17 protein-coding genes are annotated in these 17,624 nt (G+C 69.0%); 8 read left to right on the top strand and 9 right to left on the bottom strand.

The annotated features are described in order from the left end of the window. Window positions 1-53 precede the first annotated feature (53 nt). The gene (locus ACWAT3_RS04025) at window positions 54-671 is read right to left on the bottom strand and encodes a hypothetical protein (protein WP_460796074.1); all 618 of its coding nucleotides are present in this window, start codon (window positions 669-671) and stop codon (window positions 54-56) included. Between the two features lie 42 nt (window positions 672-713). Then, on the bottom strand, window positions 714-1,904 hold the full coding sequence (coaBC, locus tag ACWAT3_RS04020; protein WP_460796073.1) for a bifunctional phosphopantothenoylcysteine decarboxylase/phosphopantothenate--cysteine ligase CoaBC: 1,191 nt from the start codon (window positions 1,902-1,904) through the stop codon (window positions 714-716). A 78-nt stretch (window positions 1,905-1,982) separates the two neighbouring features. On the opposite strand from coaBC, the gene ACWAT3_RS04015 reads away from it, so the two are divergent. Further along, on the top strand, window positions 1,983-2,657 hold the full coding sequence (locus ACWAT3_RS04015; RefSeq protein WP_460796071.1) for an NRDE family protein: 675 nt from the start codon (window positions 1,983-1,985) through the stop codon (window positions 2,655-2,657). A 7-nt stretch (window positions 2,658-2,664) separates the two neighbouring features. Here ACWAT3_RS04015 and ACWAT3_RS04010 read toward each other — a convergent pair whose 3' ends face one another. After that, complete coding sequence (locus ACWAT3_RS04010) at window positions 2,665-3,633, bottom strand: GlxA family transcriptional regulator (RefSeq protein ID WP_460796069.1); 969 nt, start codon at window positions 3,631-3,633, stop codon at window positions 2,665-2,667. Between the two features lie 99 nt (window positions 3,634-3,732). Between ACWAT3_RS04010 and ACWAT3_RS04005 the strand changes: the two genes are divergently transcribed. Beyond that, window positions 3,733-3,900, top strand: coding sequence for a hypothetical protein (locus ACWAT3_RS04005; protein ID WP_460796067.1), 168 nt, complete (start codon window positions 3,733-3,735; stop codon window positions 3,898-3,900). A gap of 29 nt (window positions 3,901-3,929) precedes the next feature. Beyond that, window positions 3,930-4,442 (top strand): hypothetical protein, encoded by a 513-nt coding sequence (locus tag ACWAT3_RS04000; RefSeq protein ID WP_460796066.1) that lies wholly within the window; start codon window positions 3,930-3,932, stop codon window positions 4,440-4,442. Window positions 4,443-4,451: 9 nt separating this feature from the next. On the opposite strand, the gene ACWAT3_RS03995 is transcribed toward ACWAT3_RS04000, so the two are convergent. The 3 genes from ACWAT3_RS03995 to ACWAT3_RS03985 are packed head-to-tail and all read right to left on the bottom strand — an operon-like array spanning window position 4,452 to window position 8,052. Further along, window positions 4,452-5,582 (bottom strand): AI-2E family transporter, encoded by a 1,131-nt coding sequence (locus ACWAT3_RS03995; protein ID WP_460796064.1) that lies wholly within the window; start codon window positions 5,580-5,582, stop codon window positions 4,452-4,454. Between the two features lie 27 nt (window positions 5,583-5,609). Continuing rightward, complete coding sequence (locus ACWAT3_RS03990) at window positions 5,610-6,827, bottom strand: glycosyltransferase family 4 protein (protein WP_460796063.1); 1,218 nt, start codon at window positions 6,825-6,827, stop codon at window positions 5,610-5,612. Between the two features lie 4 nt (window positions 6,828-6,831). Then, complete coding sequence (locus tag ACWAT3_RS03985) at window positions 6,832-8,052, bottom strand: glycosyltransferase (protein WP_460796787.1); 1,221 nt, start codon at window positions 8,050-8,052, stop codon at window positions 6,832-6,834. A gap of 138 nt (window positions 8,053-8,190) precedes the next feature. Here ACWAT3_RS03985 and ACWAT3_RS03980 point away from each other — a divergent pair, with 138 nt between their 5' ends. Genes ACWAT3_RS03980 through ACWAT3_RS03970 form a run of 3 tightly spaced genes read left to right on the top strand, consistent with a single transcriptional unit; the run spans window position 8,191 to window position 9,949 of the window. Continuing rightward, window positions 8,191-8,661 carry a MarR family winged helix-turn-helix transcriptional regulator gene (locus ACWAT3_RS03980; protein ID WP_460796061.1) on the top strand — a complete coding sequence of 157 codons (471 nt, stop codon included), beginning with the start codon at window positions 8,191-8,193 and terminating at the stop codon, window positions 8,659-8,661. After that, window positions 8,658-9,305 (top strand): hypothetical protein, encoded by a 648-nt coding sequence (locus ACWAT3_RS03975; protein WP_460796060.1) that lies wholly within the window; start codon window positions 8,658-8,660, stop codon window positions 9,303-9,305. Before ACWAT3_RS03980 ends, ACWAT3_RS03975 begins: the two co-directional genes overlap by 4 nt. Before the next feature lie 56 nt (window positions 9,306-9,361). After that, entirely contained in the window at window positions 9,362-9,949 is a 588-nt protein-coding gene (locus ACWAT3_RS03970) for a hypothetical protein (protein WP_460796058.1), read from the top strand. Between the two features lie 26 nt (window positions 9,950-9,975). On the opposite strand, the gene cls is transcribed toward ACWAT3_RS03970, so the two are convergent. Then, window positions 9,976-11,463: a cardiolipin synthase gene (gene cls, locus ACWAT3_RS03965; RefSeq protein WP_460796057.1), complete on the bottom strand. Its 1,488-nt coding sequence runs from the start codon at window positions 11,461-11,463 to the stop codon at window positions 9,976-9,978. A 28-nt stretch (window positions 11,464-11,491) separates the two neighbouring features. Between cls and ACWAT3_RS03960 the strand changes: the two genes are divergently transcribed. After that, on the top strand, window positions 11,492-13,135 hold the full coding sequence (locus tag ACWAT3_RS03960; RefSeq protein WP_460796055.1) for a SulP family inorganic anion transporter: 1,644 nt from the start codon (window positions 11,492-11,494) through the stop codon (window positions 13,133-13,135). A gap of 46 nt (window positions 13,136-13,181) precedes the next feature. Here the strand turns inward: ACWAT3_RS03960 and ACWAT3_RS03955 are convergent, their stop codons facing one another. Further along, window positions 13,182-15,527, bottom strand: coding sequence for an arylsulfatase (locus tag ACWAT3_RS03955; RefSeq protein ID WP_460796054.1), 2,346 nt, complete (start codon window positions 15,525-15,527; stop codon window positions 13,182-13,184). A gap of 121 nt (window positions 15,528-15,648) precedes the next feature. Here ACWAT3_RS03955 and ACWAT3_RS03950 point away from each other — a divergent pair, with 121 nt between their 5' ends. Then, window positions 15,649-16,575 (top strand): HAD family hydrolase, encoded by a 927-nt coding sequence (locus ACWAT3_RS03950; protein WP_460796053.1) that lies wholly within the window; start codon window positions 15,649-15,651, stop codon window positions 16,573-16,575. Window positions 16,576-16,584: 9 nt separating this feature from the next. On the opposite strand, the gene ACWAT3_RS03945 is transcribed toward ACWAT3_RS03950, so the two are convergent. After that, window positions 16,585-17,493 (bottom strand): formylglycine-generating enzyme family protein, encoded by a 909-nt coding sequence (locus tag ACWAT3_RS03945; RefSeq protein WP_460796051.1) that lies wholly within the window; start codon window positions 17,491-17,493, stop codon window positions 16,585-16,587. Between the last annotated feature and the right edge of the window lie 131 nt (window positions 17,494-17,624).

The raw sequence follows: 17,624 nt of genomic DNA, 5'->3' as shown, positions 1-17,624 counted from the left end.
TGAGTGGTGTTGACTCAAGTTTAGCAGGATCGTGCCGGACCGGCCAGCGTCCGTCAGATCAGGATCGGGAACGTCAGCATGATGACCGCGCCGGTCACGCCGACGCCCACGGCCAGCCCGAGAAGCACCCACCGCACCCACATCGTCAGATCGCGCTGCGACATGGCGGTCAGGAACAGCACGAGAGCGAACAGCACGGTCAGCAGGGTGTAGTTGTCGCCGCGCTGGTTGCTCTCGAGAGCGTCGGCGAAGCGGGCGTCGGCGCGTTCGGTCAGCTCGGCCGCCTCTGTGCTGCCCGGCGGCACGTATTCGTTCATGACGAACGGGCCGCGTTCGACCCTGCCGCCCGCCTCCCAGGCATCGAAGGCGACGGCGAACTCCGGGCTGAACCGCTCTTCGATGAACGCGGTGAGCTCGGCATCCTGAGCCCGATCCGCGAGCACCCACTCCGTCCAGATGGTGAGGTCGTACTGGCGCGCGTCCCGCGCCTCGCCCTCGGCCACCCCGGAGTTGATGCGCGCGCCGGATGCCTCACTGAAGGCGATCGACATGTCGCCGCCCCACTTGGAGGACTCGAAGCCGCACCAGGCGGTCAGGACGGCAGTGATCGACAGCACGAACACGGCGATGACGTCGAAGACGTCCCTCCGCTTCCTAGTGGTCTGGGTCATGCTGTGATTCTGCCCGATCCGCGGGGCCGACAAGAACAGGCGTCAGACGCGAACGGCGAGAACCCGATCCCAGATCGCCGCGGCGACCTCGCGCTTGGATCCGGATGCCTCGCCGACCACCGCACCGCCCTCGCCGATGATCTCGACGCTGTTCTCGGCCGTCTCGAACCCGTGCTCGGCATCGGCGAGGTTCACGACGAGCATGTCCACGCCCTTGCGCTCGCGCTTGCGGCGCGCCCGTGCGCGGCGCTGCTCCGGATCGGTGAGCGTCTCAGCGGCGAACGCGACGATGCTCTGCCCCACCGGCCGCGTGGCGGCGAGCGCCGCCACGACGTCCTCGTTCTCGACGAGATCGATCCTGGTGAGGATCGCATCCTCCTTGGTGAGCTTGTACTCCGCCGCCTGCGCCGGCCGATAATCGGCGACCGCGGCGGCCATGATCACGACATCGGCGGATGCCGCGGCATCCTTCATCGCGATCGCGAGCTCGCCGGCGGTGCCGACCCGGCGAATGGTGGCGCCGTGCGCTGCGGCGAGCACGTCGGACGCAATGTTGGCCGCGACGAGGATGACATCGGCGCCGCGCGCGACGGCCTCGGCGGCGAGGGCTGCCCCCTGTCGACCGCTGGAGCGGTTGCCGAGGAAGCGCACCGGGTCGATGGGCTCGCGCGTCCCGCCGGCGGAGATCACGACGCGCAGCCCGGTCAGATCGCGGGTGGGCGTGAGGACGGCATCCAGGATCTCCTCCGGCTCCAGCATCCGACCTGGGCCGGAGTCTCCCCCGGTGAGCTCGCCGTCGCCGGGACCCACGACCTGCACGCCGCGCGCGCGGAGGGTGGCGATATTGGCCCGCGTGGCCGGATGCCGCCACATCTCGGTGTGCATGGCCGGAGCGATGGCGACCGGCGCCGTGGTGGCGAGAAGCGTGGTGCCGAGCAGGTCGTCGGCGAGACCGGCGGCCATCTTCGCGATCGTGTTCGCGGTGGCGGGCGCCACGATCACGAGGTCAGCAGCCTGGCCGAGCGCGACGTGTCGCACCCGTGCGACGTCGTCGTGGACGCTGGTCGTGACCTCGTTGCGGCTGATGGCCTCCCAGGTCGGCAGCCCGACGAACCGCAGCGCGTCCTCGGTAGGGATCACCGTCACGTCGTGCCCCGCCTTGATGAGCAGGCGCACCAGGTGCACCGCCTTGTACGCGGCGATGCCGCCCGTCACGCCGACCACGATGTTCATGCGTCGATTCTCCCCGACGGACGGCTGGTCGTGGTGCGCGTCGGCGCGGCGCCGGTCCGCGCGGCTAGGCTGACGAACGTGTGCACCGTGGTGATCGACGTGGCGGATGCCGGAAGTTCACGCCTGCTGGCCGTGCGCGACGAGGACCCCGAGCGCGCGTGGGATCACATCGGCGCATGGTGGCCGTCCGACTACCCTGGCGTCGTCGGCATCCGCGACCGCCGTGCCGGTGGGGCCTGGCTCGCGGCGAATCCCGCTGAGCACCGACTCGCCGTGCTGCTCAATCGCGCCGATGTCCTCGACCTCCCGGACGCCGCGTCCCGGGGGTCGCTCGCACTCGAGTCGGTCATGGGGCGCTCACCAGCCGGCATCCCGCGGATGCACGGCTTCAATCTGCTCGAGGCGACGCCGGATGCCGCGCGCGTCATCTCCTGGGACGGACGCACGCTGCGCGAGACGCCGATCACCCCCGGCGTGCACATGATCGCCCACGACGACCTCGATGACCCGGCGACCGCGCGCATCGCCGCCTGGCTGCCGCGATTCCGCGCCACGGAATCGGATGCCTGGGTGGCGCTGCTCGCCGAGACGGCCGAGCTCTCCGCGGAGGACGACCGTGCGATCATCCGCGACAACCGCCCGCACGGCTATCCGACGCAGTCCCTGCTGTTCTGCACGGCAACCGTGTCGGATGCCGGGGTCGAGGTCCACGACGAGGCGCTCCCGTCCCCCGGCCACTGGTCCGCCGCCTGAGCTCCGATCAGGCCGCGGACTCGTCCCGCGTGCACGAGAACGTGGCGCGGTAGGCGGTCGGCGTGGTTCCCAGCACCCTGGCGAAGTTCTGCCGCAGCACGGCGGCGGACCCGAAGCCGCATTCCGCCGCAATGCGGTCGAGGCCGAGGTCGGTGCGCTCCAGCATCCGCTGCGCGTGGATGATGCGCTGCCGGGCGAGCCAGGCCGCCGGCGTCGCGCCGTGCTCGGCCTTGAACCGGCGCGCGAAGGTCCGCGGTGACATGTGCGCGCGGTGCGCGAGCTGCTCGACCGAGAGATCCTCGCGCAGGTTCTCGATCGCCCAGTCGGTGACGAGCGCGAGCGAGTCGCTCTGCACGAGCGGCAGCGGACGGTCGATGAACTGCGCCTGACCTCCGTCGCGCTGCGGCGGTACGACCATGCGCCGCGCGACCCGGTTCGTGAGCTCTGCGCCGATCTCCTGGCGGAGCAGGTGCAGACAGGCGTCCAGTCCGGCGGCGGTACCAGCGCTGGTGATGATCCTGTCGTCCTGCACGAACAGCACGTCGGGGTCGACGTCGATCTGCGGATACATCTCGGCCATGACATCGGCGTACATCCAGTGCGTCGTCGCCCGCTTCCCGTCCAGGATCCCGGATGCCGCGAGGATGAACGATCCGCTGCACACGCTCAGCACCCACGCGCCGCGCTCATGCGCTGCGCGCACGGCGTCGAGGACCAGCGGGTCGATGTCGCCCCAGCGCTCGCGCGGCAGCGGGCACACCACGACGAGGTCGGCTTCGTGGGCGAACGCGAGGTCGTCGTCGACATTGATCGAGAAGCCCAGCTTGGATCCGATCGCCCCGGGGTGCGGCGCCACGACGCGGAAGTCGAAGTTCGGGACGCCGTCGTCGGATCGATCGAGGCCGAACGCCTCGCACGCGACGCCGAACTCGAACGGCGCGAATCCGTCCTGGACGATGCAGGCAACGGTCTTCATGCGCACTCCTTCTTTCTCCGCCCATCATGGCAGTTTTCACGCGAGTCATGTCCATTCTGCCACTCGTGGCGCGAATCGCGCGAGCGTAGCGTTTCTGCCATGATCATCGTCTTCCTCCTCATCGCCCTCTCCGTCTGGGGTATCGCCTGGACGATCATCGACGTGCGCCGCGACGGATACCGCCGCCGCGCGACCGACTGGGACCGCATCGCCGGTCGCGACAACGACGCGCTCCGCCGTGCCGAGTCATCGACCACCTATCGCTGAGAATCCGACCGACGACTATGCTCGGCGTCATGAGCGACCCCCACCAGCCGCAGCAGCCGCAGGTCCCGCCGTATGCGCAGCCGCAGCAGCCGGCATCAGGACCGTTCGCCGCGCAGCCCACGTACCCGGCCGGCCAGCACGCGCAGCCGCAGGGCTACCAGCTCAACGCGAGTTCGGTGCAGGCGGGGTATCCCGCTCAGCCCGGAACCGGCCACGCCAACCCGCCAGGGCGCCTCGGGTTCATCTTCGGACTCGTCGCCGTCGGCCTCGGACTGATCTCGACCCTGGCCAACACCGTGCTGATCTACAGCTACTACGGCAACGGCTACGCGATGATCGAGGTCGCGAACTGGCTCGGCACGCTGCTCGTGCTCGCCGTCGCGGGTCTCGCCCTCGGCTTCGGCATCGCCGGCCTTCGTCGACCCTCCGCCCCGCACGGCCGGGCAGGCATCGCGGTCGGCATCGGAATCGCCGTCATCGTCGGGGCGCTCGGCAGCATCCTCATCAACGCGATCGGCCGGGCGTTCATCGGCTTCTTCTGAGCCGCGCTCTCACCGCGCCCACGGCCAGGGCCGTCGACGGCGCACCGGCTCGGGTTCGGGTTCCGGTTCGGGTTCCGGCGGCACCGCGGAACGGTCGCCGGACGCCCAGCGCATCAGCAGCGCGTCCGGGTTGCCCTCGAGCACCAGCGTCCGCACGAGCAGCGTCAGCGGGATCGACAGGATCGCACCGAGCGGGCCGATCACGAACGTCCAGAACACCACCGAGACGAAGCTCAGCGTGAGGCTGAGGTCGACGGCATCGCTGACGAACTTCGGCTGCACCAGCACCTGCAGCACCACGTTGACGACGCTGTAGACGATCAGGACGCCCAGCAGCAGCGGCCAGTCGCCGACGAAGAACGCCAGGATCGCCGGCGGGATGACCCCCAGGACGAAGCCGATGTTCGGGATGAAGTTCGTCACGAACGCCAGCACCGCCCAGACGACCGCCCCCGGCACGTTCATCGCCCACAGCGCCAGACCGTCGATCACCGCGACGATCGCGCCGAAGGATGCGTTGACGATGTAGTACCGGCGGATGCCGCTGTTCAGGTGCGTGATGCGGGTGATCACCGCGCCGTGCGTGGCCTGGAAGACCACGCCGGCCTGGCGGTACCTGGACGCATCGATCGCCATGAAGATGATGTACGCGAACACGAAGAACAGCGCGGTCGCCACCGCCAGCACGGTCCCGCCGATGCTCGACACCACGCTCAGCAGCGTCGCCGGATCCAGAGCGGATGCCGCGGCATCCGCCGCCTCGCCGGCGATGCCGATCGATTCGAGCCAGCCGACCGTCTCGTCGAGTCGCTGCGACAGCCCGCCGTCGGCTGCGAGGTCGACGACGAGACGCGCGAACTGGTTGCCGGCGAACCACAGCAGGAGCCCCATGACGCCGAGGACGACATAGGCGACCGCGATCACAGCCGCCGACCCGGCCCAGCTCGGCCAGCCCCGACGTTCGAGGGGGCTGCGGAGAGGCTCGCAGATGACGACGATGACGATCGCGAGCGCGATCGGGCCGACGATCTCCCGAGCGAACGAGAGCCCGGCGATCACGACCACGGCCGCGGCCAGCGACAGCAGCACGCGCAGGCTCGGCGAGAGCAGTCGGTCGGTGGACGGTGCGGGGCTGGTCACGGGGCAAGCGTATCCGCTCGGTCCGCGTCAGGACCCGAGCACCCGCTCGTAGACCGCGATCATCGCGGCGGTGCGCGACGACTGCCGGAACGCCTCGGCGACCTCGGCATCCGGAACCGGGGCCGTACCGCCGGCGATGTCGGATGCCGCGCCCCGCAGCGTCTCGGCCAACGCTGCGATGCGCTCGGGTTCCGCGGCGTCGGAGGCCGGCACCGGCCACTGTCCGCCGCGCAGTTCCGCACCGATGTCCGGATCGCACACGATCGTCGGCGTGCCGAGCGCTGCCGCCTCGAACGGGGTCATACCCTGCGTCTCGAAGCCGATCGAGGTCTGCACCACGGCATCCGCCGCGGCGATGCGCTCGAGCGTCTGCGCATACGGCAGCCGTCCGGCGAACCGGATGCCGTCGTGACCGCGCGCGATCCGCTCAGCCGCGCGCAGCTGTCCGCCGCCGCCGATGATCTCGATGTCGGCGTCGACGCCGGACGCGACGACCGCTTCCAGCAACGGCAGCAGGCGCTTCTCCGGGCTCATGCGTCCGAGCCAGACGAACCGCGGGCGTCCCGGTTCCCGCGCGTCGCGCGTCGCGAGGGCGCGATCGAGCAGCTCGTCGTCGATGCCGTTCCACACCACATCCACGGCGTCGAACACCGCGTGCTGCTCGAGTCGGCGCGCGAAGTGACCTGATGGCGCGGTGACCGCACCGGACTCCTGCGCGATGCCGCGCAGGTACGCCCAGCCGTCGCTGCCGGAGATCGGGATCCCGATTCCCCGCATCGCCACGCGACGCCAGGCGTTGAGCACGGCGAGCACCGGGCGATGCAGCGGCGTCACGGCTGCGAGCCCGACATCCACCCTGTTGTGCATAGTGTGCACGACGGGGATGCCGTGGCGATGCGCGAAGCGGTGGCCGATGAACGCACCCCAGAAGTCGGCCTGCACGTGCACGAGATCGACGCGGGACCGCGAGGCGAACGCGCGATCGAGGAAGCGATCGACCCGCTTCCCCGGCCAGCTCATCGAATACTCGCGGTCGAGCGTGATGGGCATGGATGGGGTGTCGAGATAGGACGGGTCAGGTTCGGCCCTCGACCAGGACGGTGAGGGCCGGGAGATGTGCATCTGCGGCGCCACGACCGTGACGGTGTGGCCGGCGCGCTCCAGGAACCGTCGCTGCAACCGCATCGACACCTGAGCCCCGCCGAGCGAGTCGAGGTGCTGATCGCCGAACAGGACGATGTGCATGCCGCTACTCCGGCAGGGCTTCGCCGCGGTACAGCGCCTCGAAGGTGTCCAGCGTGCGGTTGATGTCGTGCACGCGCACGCCGTCCAGCGAGGCCCGCTGCATCCGCTCGTACTCCGCCGGCTCCGCCGTCAGCACGTCGGTGAGACGCGCGGCCAGATCGTCGGCATCGCCCGGCGCGAACAGGTAGCCGTTCTCCCCGTCGTGCACGAGGTGCGGGAGGGCCACGGCATCCGCCGCGACGATCGGCAGAGCAGAGGCCATGGCCTCCATCGTGGCGATCGACTGCAGTTCGGCGATCGATGCGATCACGAACAGGCTCGCCCGCGACAGCAGGGAGCGCAGTTCGTCATCGCTCGTGCGACCGTGGAAGGCGACCCGGTCGGACAGGCCGAGCTGGGTCACGAGGTGCTCGAGGTTCTTGCGCTGATCGCCGCCGCCCACGATGTCGAAGTGCACATCGAGCGCCGGGTCGAGCTTGGTCATCGCCTGCAGGATGACCTCGATCTGCTTCTCGGCGGTGAGGCGTCCGACGAAGACGATGCGGTTCTCGTCGCGCGGAGCGATCACCGGCAGGTACTGGGTGCGGTCGATGCCGCAACTCACCGGGATCACGCCGTGCACGTCGATCGTGCGCTCGAGGAAGTCCGCGGCCCGCCGCGTCGGCGTCGTCACGGCGCGGGCGAGGTTGAGCGTGCGCCCGGCATCCTTCCAGGCCGCATCGATGATCGGACGGTTGACGAAATCGGGGAAGGCGGAATGATCGAGGATGTTCTCGGCCATGACGTGGTTCGTCGCCACCACGGGGATGCCGCGTTCGCTCGCGATGCGGGACAGCCCGCGCCCGATGATGATGTGCGACTGGATGTGCACGACGTCGGGGTTCACGGCATCCAGCACCTCGCGCGCGTAGTGCTTGGAGCGCCACGGCCAGACGAAGCGCAGCCAGTCGTGCGGGTACCAGCGCACCGACGGGAGTCGGTGCAGCGTCATCCGCTCGCCCTCGATGACCTCGGTATGCGCCCGCGCGCGGCGATAGGCCTGGTTGGGCGCCACGACGTGGACCTCGTGGCCGCGCTGAACGAGCCCGGCGGCGAGGCGCTCGGCGAAGCGCGCGGCTCCGTTGATGTCCGGCGCGAACGTGTCGCATCCGATGACGATCTTCAGCGGGCGGGAGACGGGAGCGCTCGACGGGTCGATCGGATCGTCAGAAGAAGTCACGGAGATGCTGCCTTACGGTCGGGCGGCCACGGAGATTCGGTGCCTGGTCTGGCGCAGCAACTCTACCCGAGCGCCCTGCGCAGGCCGCGGAGCGGCACCCCTGGAATATAGTGAAGTAACGTAACTATGCAGTATCATCAAGATATGGACCCGCTCCTCCTCGACCGCCTGCTGCAGATCGCCGACCTGTTCCAGCGCGACCTGGCCCGCGCCTTCCACGGCACCGGCCTCACGCAGGCGCGCGTCCACCTGCTGTGGGTGCTCTCGCACAACGGCCCGTCGACGCAGCAGTCCCTCGCGGTCGCCTGCGGCGTCAGTCCGCGCAACATCACCGGACTCGTCGACGGGCTCGAGGCATCCGGCCATGTGCGCCGCGCGGCGCACCCGACCGACCGCCGCGCGGTGCTCGTCGAGCTCACCGAGACCGCGACCGCCCTGATGAAGCGGATGCAGAGCGAGCACGTCGAGCTGAACGACACGCTGATCGCGGCGATCGATCCCGCGGACCTGGCCGCGGTCGAACGCGGGCTGAACGCGCTGATCGCGAAGCTGTCCGCGCTGGTCGACGAGGCATCCGAGGCACCTGCGCCCGCGTCGCCGGAGCGCCGATCATGACCGACGTCGCAGCGCTCCCGTCCCGCACCCGACGATTCGCCTCGCTCGCGAAGCGCGCCCTGCACGCCGAGCTGCGGGTGTACTCGAGCATCGGGCGCGCGATCGCACGGCGTCCGGCGATCGAGCGGGACGGCACCGGCATCGGCTATCACCGGCCGGTGCTCACCGTGCTCATCGTCTTCATCGTGCTCTCGGCGGTGGAGATCCCGATCCTCGACCTCATCGTGCATCCGTGGCCGGCCGTGCGCATCGCCGTGCTGATCCTCGGGATCTGGGGGCTGACCTGGATGCTGGGACTGCTGTGCGCCATGCTTCAGCGTCCGCACGCGGTCGGGCCCACCGGCATCCGCGTCCGAAACGGCCTGGAGGTCGACGTCGCGATCCCGTGGGGCGCCGTCGCATCCGTCGAGATCTCGAAGCGGGTCGACGAGCCGAAGAGTCCGCGCGTCACCGATGACGGCGAGTACGCCGAGCGGATGCAGGACGAGACGGACATCCTCATCGAGCTCGAGCGGCCGACGTCGATCCGGCTGCCGGGGCTCGCTCCGCGCGGCGGTGCGCACGAGGTCACGCGGGTGCGGCTGTGGGCGGACGACCCTCGGGCGTTCCTCGCCGCGGCACGGCCGTTCCTGCTCGAGAGCTGAGGCTCGGCCGCGTCCGCACACACGCGGATCCCAGCACGTTCCCCTAGCGTGGAGCCATGCGCCTGACAGCATCCGCCGACCCCGCACTGTGGATCCCCGTCACCGACTCGTTCGGGTGGAAGGGCCGCCGCCACCGCAAGGCCGCCCTTCGGATGCTGCTGGGGCAGGCGAACCAGCTCGCCGGCGCGACCGCGCGACCCGGTTCGCGCTTCGGCGCGTGGCTGATGAGCCAGGCGGCGCCGCTCGCGATGCGCAAGGCGGACGGACGCGTCCTGGCGTGGACGTGGAAGGCCGACCCCGAACTGGTCGTCGCCCTCGCGACGACTCAGGAGCTGACCGCGCAGGTGCGCACCGCCCGCGCGATGATGCCGATCGAGTACGACGACACCGAGTCGTTCCCGTCTCCGCTCGGCGTCGGCGAGAAGCTCGTGATGCCGATCCCGCCATCCCCCGAGTCCCCGCCGTTCGCCACCTACACGTGGGACACCGGGACGCACCTGGTCACGCTCAATGTGATCTGCAGCGACCGCGAACGGTTCGGCACACTGCTCCCCGCGCTGGACGACCTCGCCCGCAGCATCCGCATCACCGACGATCTGACGACCGGCGAGTCGGGAGACGTCCTGCGCCTCCCGCCCGCCTGACGACGCGGCCGCCGCCGCAGCTCAGGTCAGTTCAGCGCGGACGTCAGCCGGAAGACGCCGTCGAGGAACGTGGACTTGACCGGCTCCTGACGCCACTCCTCGAGGGTCAGCTCGCGACCGGCATCCCGGTAGGCCTGTTCGACCGCGCGCATCTGCGCGACGAAGGACTTCCCACGCACGAGCATGGAGATCTCCATGTTCAGCGTGAACGAGCGGATGTCCATGTTGCTCGACCCGATCACGGCGATGTCGTCGTCGATCGAGAAGTGCTTGGAGTGGAGGATGAACGGGGCCGGGTACAGGAAGATCCGCACGCCAGCCTCGAGCAGCGCCTCGTAGTACGAGCGCTGCGCGTGGTAGACCATGCCCTGGTCTCCCAGCTCCGAGACGAACAGCTGCACCTCGAGGCCGCGCTGGCGCGCCGTCGTGATGGCGTAGACCATCGCCTCGTCCGGCACGAAGTACGGGCTCGTGATGATGACCTGCTCGGTCGCGCCGTGGATGAGCGAGAGGAACAGGCGGAGGTTGTTCTCGGTCTCGTAGCCCGGCCCGCTCGGGACGAGCTGGCAGACGAGCGCATCCGGCGAGGCGGACGCCTCGACCTCGGATGCCGGGACGATCTCGTCCAGCTGATCACCGGTCTCAATCAGCCAGTCGGAGAGGAACACCGCGTCGATCTCGGTCACGGCAGGACCCGTCACGCGCGACACGAGCTCCTGCCACTTCAGGCCACGGCTGATGTTCTTCGGGGAGTTGTAGGTGCGGTCGATGAGGTTCTGCGAACCGACGAAGGCGACGCGCCCGTCGACCACGACGAGCTTGCGGTGGTTGCGCAGGTCGGGTCGCTGGTACTTGCGCTTGAGCGGCTGCACCGGCAGCATCCAGCTCCAGATCACACCGATTCGGTCGAGCTCGGCGAAGGTCTCATCGGCCTTGGCGACCTTGCGCGAGGCGATGTGGTCGGCCAGCAGGCGCACCGTGACGCCGCGAGCGACAGCGTTCTCCATGGCGGTGAAGAACACCTTGGTCGTCTCGTCCCAGCTCACGATGTAGAACTCCACGTGCACATACGTCTCGGCGGTGTCGATCGCCTCGGCCATCGCGATGATGGATGCCTCGTAGTCGCCGAACAGCTCGGCGGTGTTGCCCCCGACCGGCGGGAAGCTGGTCAGGTTCGTGTTCTGCGTCGTGACGCGTGTGAACCACGTCGGCCAGTCCGACGAGTCCACGCGAAGGTCTCCGGCGGCGACGCGGTCGCGGATGATGCCGTCGATCCGCGCCTGCTCGGCGCGGCGCTTCTTGGGAAGCTTGACGTTGCCGATCAGGAGGAAGATCACGAGGCCGGCGATCGGCACCAGGAAGATCAGCAGCAGCCAGGACATGGCGGCGGTGGGCTTGCGTCCCTTCGGGATGACGATCAGCGCCGTGATGTTGATGACGAGCACGATGATCGCGCTGGCGACCCAGCCGAGATTCGCGAGGAGAAGGGAGTTCACCTGTGCATCTTCCCGCATTCCGTGCGGATGCCGGTAGATTCGCGCTGTGACCACGACCGCGCCAGGCACCAGCCGTCCCCGTTGGCTGCTGCCCACCCTCAACGGATACCGGCGCTCGTGGCTGGCCTCCGACATCATCGGCGGGCTCTCTGCCGGAGCCGTCGTCGTGCCGCAGGCGATGGCGTACGCGACGATCGCGAACCTGCCTGTGCAGGTGGGGCTGTACACCTGCATCATCCCGATGCTCGTGTACGCGCTGCTGGGCGGCAGTCGAGCGATGAGCGTGTCGACCACGTCGACGATCGCGACCCTGACCGCGACCACACTGGTGACCGCCGGTGTCGCGGCGAGCGCGGACGACCCCGACGCTGCACTGGGCTCGCTCGTCACGCTCACGCTGCTCGTCGGCCTCATCCTCGTGATCGCCCGGCTGCTGAAGCTCGGCTCCCTCGTCGAGAACATCAGCGGCGCCACCGTTCTGGGGCTGAAGATCGGCGTCGGCGCCACGGTCGCGGTCGGGCAGCTGCCGAAGCTGCTCGGCGAGACCGAGAACGCGTCCGGTCACGGCTTCATCCACTCGCTGCTCGCGGTCGGCGGCGCTCTCGACAGCGCGAACGGACCGACCATCGCGCTCTCGGCGGGATCCATCATCGTGCTCGTCGTGCTGCAGCGGTTCGCTCCGCGCGTGCCAGGCACACTGATCGTGGTGATCGGCGGCATCCTCCTGGCGGCGTTCACCGGGCTCACGGCGGCCGGTGTCACCCTCATCGACCCTGTCCCCTCCGGGTTCCCTGTGCCCGTCCTCCCCGATCTCTCCCAGATCGCGGACCTCGTCCCCGGCGCGTTGGCGATCGCCGTGATGGCCTTCCTCGAGTCGGCGGCGGTCGCCCGCGGCATCCGGAAGGCGACGGATCCGCAGATCGACAGCGACCAGGAGCTCTTCGCCACGGGAGCCGCGAACATCGTCGGTTCGTTCTTCACGGCCATGCCGGCGGCAGGCGGATTCTCGCAGAGCGCCGTGAATCAGAGCGCCGGCGCGAAGTCGCAGCTGTCCAGCGTCGTGACGGTCGGCCTCGCGGTGCTCGTCGCACTCTTCCTCGGACCGGTGCTGAGCCTGCTTCCGCAGGCGACCCTGGCGGCCATGGTGTTCGTCGCGGTCGCGGGGCTCATCAACATCCCCGAACTGGTCCGGTGGGCGCGCATCAGCCCCCGTGACTTCTGGATCGCGCTCTCGGTGGCGCTGATCGGGCTCTCCGCCGGCCTCCTGCCCGCCGTGGCGGTCGGCGTCGTCATCACGCTGATCCTCGTGCTGCGGGAGCTCAACATCCCGAAGCTCGACGTCGTCGGGCGGCGCGGCACCGCCCTGGGCATCCACCTCGGCCGTGGACTGTACACGGCGAATGCGCTCGAGAACGAGCGGGCCATCATCGCCCTCGCGACCGGTCAGCCGGAGGCGACCACCGCCGTCGTGCTCGACGTCGAGCGGCTCGACAAGATCTCCGTCACCGTACTCGACGCCCTCGAGGATCTCGACCGCGAGTTCGACCAGCTGGGCATCGTCCTGCACCTCGCGAAGCTTCCGGCCGGTGCGGCCGAGATCGCCCGCCGCCTGCCCTGGTACGCCGGGCTCGAGAAGGCCGGGCGCGCGCATGCCTCGGTCGAAGAGGGACTGGCCGCGGCATCCGCCTGACACGCGAAGGGTGGCGGATGCCGAAGCATCCGCCACCCGTGCGTGATCAGTCGCGGGCCAACGCGGCTGCGAGGTGCGCCTCGAGGTCGACGTAGGCGTCGTCGGCGATGTCGAAGACGACCTTGGCGATCTCGCCGCCGGTGAAGTCGAACCCGTAGCCGTACAGCGACGAGACCGGGTCGGCGCTGTCGCGTCCGATCGTGAGCCCCTCACCGCACAGCGAGAAGTGCCCGAGCACCGTGCGGATCTGCTTCTCGCCGACCTGCTGCTCGTCGACATAGAGCTTCACCGGCCCCTTGGGCTCGCGATAATCTCCGACCCCCTCCTTGACGAACTCGACGCCGATGATGTGGCGGCCGGAGGTAGGCGCCGGGGCCGACACGTGATCCTCCGGAGGGATGCCGAGGAAGTTGTACACGTAGTGCACCTGACCGTCCTTGACGACGAGTGCGTGACCGCCGAAGCGCGAACCGTGCGCGAAGATGACGCCCTCCGTCTCGGGCGTGAACTCGACCTCGGCGGCGATCTTGTAGGAGCCGCCGTGCACGTTCGCCGCACTGCGCTCCGGCACCTCGCTGGTGCCGGGGTAATAGACGAACTGGCCGGAGGCGGGCGCCGGCTGGTGGAACTCCATCTTGTTCACGAACAAATCGAAGTCTGCCGGGTTCGACAGGATCGCCAGATCATTGAGCGGGAGCACCAGGTTCTGCTTCGCCTCCGATAGCCAGAGCGCTTTGAGCTCTTCGAGTTTGTCGGGATGCTCGGCCGCGAGGTCATGGGCCTCGGCCCGGTCGACATCCGTGTGGTAGAGCTCCCACACGTCGTTGTCATAGTCGCCCTTGCCGCTGACCGGCCCGTGCACGGTGACAGCCTTCCAGCCCTCGTGCCAGATGCCACGCTGCCCGAACATCTCGTAGTACTGCGTCTTCTTGTTCGTCGGCGCATCCGGCTCCGCGGCGAAGGACGGCACCATCGAGACGCCCGAGAGCGGCGTCTGCGGAATCCCGCTGTACGTCTCGGGGAACGTGACGCCGCAGGCCTCGAGGATCGTCGGGACGATGTCGGTGGAGTGGTGGTACTGGTGGCGCACCTCGCCCTTCGCCTGGATGCCGGCCGGCCAGTGGATCACGAGCGGGTCGGCGACACCGCCCTGATACGTGTAGCGCTTGAACATCTTGTACGGCGTCGAGAACGCGGCGGCCCAGCCGGTCGGGTAGTGGTTGTAGGTGTCAGGGGAGCCGAGCTGGTCGACCTGCCGGAGGTTGTCCTCGAGACTGTCCGGGTAGCCGCCGAAGATCTTGCCCTCGTTGACGGAACCGTTCGGGCTGCCCTCACCGGACGCCCCGTTGTCGGCGCAGTAGATGATCAGGGTGTTATCGAGCTGACCGGACTCCTCCAGGTAGTCGACGATGCGGCCCACCTGCGCGTCGGTGTACTCGCTGAACCCGGCGAACACCTCGGCCATGCGACTGAACATGGCCTTCTGCTCGTCCGAGAGCGTGTCCCACGGCAGCACCTCGTCGGACGGCGAGAAGGTCCCCTCCGGCATCGGGTTCAGCGGCGTGAGGGCGGTGTCGTCCGGGACGATGCCGCGCTCCTTCATCCGCGCGAGCACCCAGTCGCGGTACGCCTCGTAGCCGTCGTCGAAGGCGCCCTTGTACTTGTCGATGTACTCCTGCGGGGCGTGGTGAGGTGCGTGGTTGGCGCCGGGGCAGAACCACAGGTACCAGGGCTTGTCGGGCTCGGTCTGCTTGACGTCGCGGATCATCTTGAGCGCCTGGTCGGCGAGGTCCCTGGACAGGTGATAGCCGTCCTCGGGCAGATAGGGCTGGTCGATGTAGTGATTGTCCTCGGCGAGCGAGGGATACCAGTTGTTCGTCTCACCGCCGATGAAGCCGTAGAACCGGTCGTAGCCCTGCGCCAGGGGCCAGTTCTTCTTGCTCGCGCCGGCCGTCCACTCGTCGATCGGGACGTTGTGATTCTTGCCGACCCAGAACGTCGACCATCCGGCGTCGCGCAACACGTTCGCCATCGTCGCGTTCGATGGCGGGATGTGCGAGTTGTACCCGGGAAAGCCCGTGGACGACTCCGAGATCGTCGCGAACCCGTTGAGGTGATGGTTGCGTCCGGTGAGGAACGTCGAGCGCGTCGGGGAGCAGAGGGCGGTGGTGTGCCACTGCGAGTAGGTGAGACCGTTCTGCGCCAGGCGGTCCATGGTCGGCATGTTGATGCGACCGCCGTACGGCGACCACGCGGCCATGCCGGTGTCGTCGTAGAGCACGACCAGGACGTTCGGGGCGCCCTGCGGCGGGCGGGTCGGCAGGAAGGCATCCCAGTCGGCGACGGAGTCGCGGACGTCGAGTTCGATCTTCCCCTGGAATTCGCGTGGCATACGGCTCTCCTTCGTTCGGCGCCGCGGGCGGCGCTGTACTCCCCTGAGGACGAACATATTGGTGCAGAGATCCGCACGGAAGAGCCGCCGCCGAAATCGCCGGACCGGTATCGTCGACGCCATGACCGACATCCTGCCTTCGTGGCGAGACACCGCCACCCGTGCCGCGATCCTCGAGTTCGTCGACGCCGTGACCGACGAGTCAGGGTCCCGCTATGTCGCGCCGGAGGCGCGCGTCGCCGTGTTCGACAACGACGGGACGCTGTGGACCGAGAAGCCGATGGTGACGCAGCTGCACTTCCTGCTCGGGGAGTGGAAGAAGGCGGCGGAGGCTGACCCCTCGCTCGCCGACAAGCAGCCCTACCGCGCGGCCGTCTCGGGCGACCTGGCCTGGCTGGCCGGCGCGGTCGACAAGCACTACGCGGGTGACGACTCGGACCTCGGCGTGCTCATCGCCGCCGTGGCCGGAAGCTCAGCAGGACTCAGTGTCGAGGACTACGCGTCCGCGGTCGAGGCGTTCTACCGCGATGCCCGGCACCTCACCCTCGGTACACCGTACTCGCAGACCGTCTACCAGCCCATGGTCGAGCTGGTCCGCCACCTCGAGGCGAACGGCTTCACGACCTATATCGTGTCCGGCGGCGAGCGCGACTTCATGCGCCCGATGACCGTCGCGAACTACGGCATCCCGGCGGAGCGCGTCGTGGGGACCGGGCTCGGACTCACCTACGACGCCGAGGCGAACGTGGTGCGCTACGCACCGAAGCTCGCGTACTTCGACGACGGGCCAGAGAAGCCGGTGCGGATCTGGATGCGCACCGGGCGCCGACCGATCCTCGCCGCGGGCAACTCGAACGGCGACCTTCCGATGCTGCGGTTCGCGCAGGGCAGCGCGCAGAGCCTCGCGCTGCTCGTGCATCACGATGACGACACCGACCGCGGCGACGCCCCCTACGACAAGGGCGCAGAGGAGGCGCTCGCTGCGGACGGCCTGACGGTCATCAGCGTGCGGGACGACTGGTCCCGGGTGTTCCCGACGACGTCCTGACCGACCGGATCAGGCGTCGCTCGCGCAGCGAAAGCCGATGTGGCTCATCCCGGTGTCCTCGGCCTGCGGCGATCGAGCGGCCGGCCGGAAGCGCAGGCAGTAGTCCGGCGAGCACAGCTGCGAGCCGCCCTTGAGGACTCGGCGCGGGATCTCGGGGAATCCCTCCTGCGCGCTGGCGGCTGCAAGTAGATTGGCGCGCTTGCCGGCATCCACCGGCTTGTCGGACAGGCGCAAGTGACGCGGGGTGTAGAAGTCGCTCGTCCACTCCCACACGTTGCCGATCAGGTCGAAGAGACCGTAGCCGTTGGCCGGGTAGGACCCGACCGGCGCCGCGTCTCCGACGCCCTGATTGTCGTACGGGAAGCGCCCGAGCCACGAGTTCGCCTGCGGCACGCCGTCCGGATACGGCTCGTCGCCCCACGCGAAGCGGGCGCCTTCCAGACCGCCCCTCGCCGCGTACTCGTGCTCGGCCTCGGTGGGCAGGCGGAGCCCTGCCCATTCGGCGTAGGCAGTCGCGTCTTCGAAGGCGACGTGCACAACCGGATGCTGCGCTCGATCGTCGATGGTCGAATCAGGACCGAACGGACGGCGCCAGGAGGCACCGGGCTGCCAGCGCCACCAGTTGCGCCAGTCGCGCAGGTCGACGGGCCCGGTCGTGGGGGTGAACACCATGGAGCCGGGAACGAGATCAGCGGGGTCCGCGCCCGCGAACTTGGCGGGATCCAGTTCACGCTCGGCGACCGTGACGTAACCGGTGTCGTCGACGAACACGGCGTACTGCGCGTTGGTCACCTCGTACCGGTCGATGCGGAACGGCGCGACCGCGCGCTCGTGCACCGGGCGCTCGTCGGGGTAGAACTCGTCGGATCCCATGAGGAACGTTCCGCCGTCGAGGAGGACCTGGTCGTGTGTCGTCACGCTCCCACCATATTCGCCCGACGCGGCACGGCAGCGTTTTCCCCTAGCCCGAAGCGGGTGACAGCCTGGCGCGTCGCGCGCGCATCCGGATAACGTCGAGACACCTGCGCGCGCCGTCTGCGCGCATTCGA

This window comes from Microbacterium sp. GXF0217 (assembly GCF_054798195.1).
Note: the sequence above shows the minus strand (reverse complement) of the source record. Positions and strands in the feature narration are given on the sequence as shown.

Coding starts and splice junctions, on each gene's coding strand:
- ACWAT3_RS04025 (WP_460796074.1), bottom strand. CDS start 671: ATGACCCAGACCACTAGGAAGCGGAGGGACGTCTTCGACGTCATCGCC.
- coaBC (WP_460796073.1), bottom strand. CDS start 1,904: ATGAACATCGTGGTCGGCGTGACGGGCGGCATCGCCGCGTACAAGGCG.
- ACWAT3_RS04010 (WP_460796069.1), bottom strand. CDS start 3,633: ATGAAGACCGTTGCCTGCATCGTCCAGGACGGATTCGCGCCGTTCGAG.
- ACWAT3_RS04005 (WP_460796067.1), top strand. CDS start 3,733: ATGATCATCGTCTTCCTCCTCATCGCCCTCTCCGTCTGGGGTATCGCC.
- ACWAT3_RS04000 (WP_460796066.1), top strand. CDS start 3,930: ATGAGCGACCCCCACCAGCCGCAGCAGCCGCAGGTCCCGCCGTATGCG.
- ACWAT3_RS03990 (WP_460796063.1), bottom strand. CDS start 6,827: ATGCACATCGTCCTGTTCGGCGATCAGCACCTCGACTCGCTCGGCGGG.
- ACWAT3_RS03980 (WP_460796061.1), top strand. CDS start 8,191: ATGGACCCGCTCCTCCTCGACCGCCTGCTGCAGATCGCCGACCTGTTC.
- ACWAT3_RS03975 (WP_460796060.1), top strand. CDS start 8,658: ATGACCGACGTCGCAGCGCTCCCGTCCCGCACCCGACGATTCGCCTCG.
- ACWAT3_RS03970 (WP_460796058.1), top strand. CDS start 9,362: ATGCGCCTGACAGCATCCGCCGACCCCGCACTGTGGATCCCCGTCACC.
- cls (WP_460796057.1), bottom strand. CDS start 11,463: ATGCGGGAAGATGCACAGGTGAACTCCCTTCTCCTCGCGAATCTCGGC.
- ACWAT3_RS03955 (WP_460796054.1), bottom strand. CDS start 15,527: ATGCCACGCGAATTCCAGGGGAAGATCGAACTCGACGTCCGCGACTCC.
- ACWAT3_RS03950 (WP_460796053.1), top strand. CDS start 15,649: ATGACCGACATCCTGCCTTCGTGGCGAGACACCGCCACCCGTGCCGCG.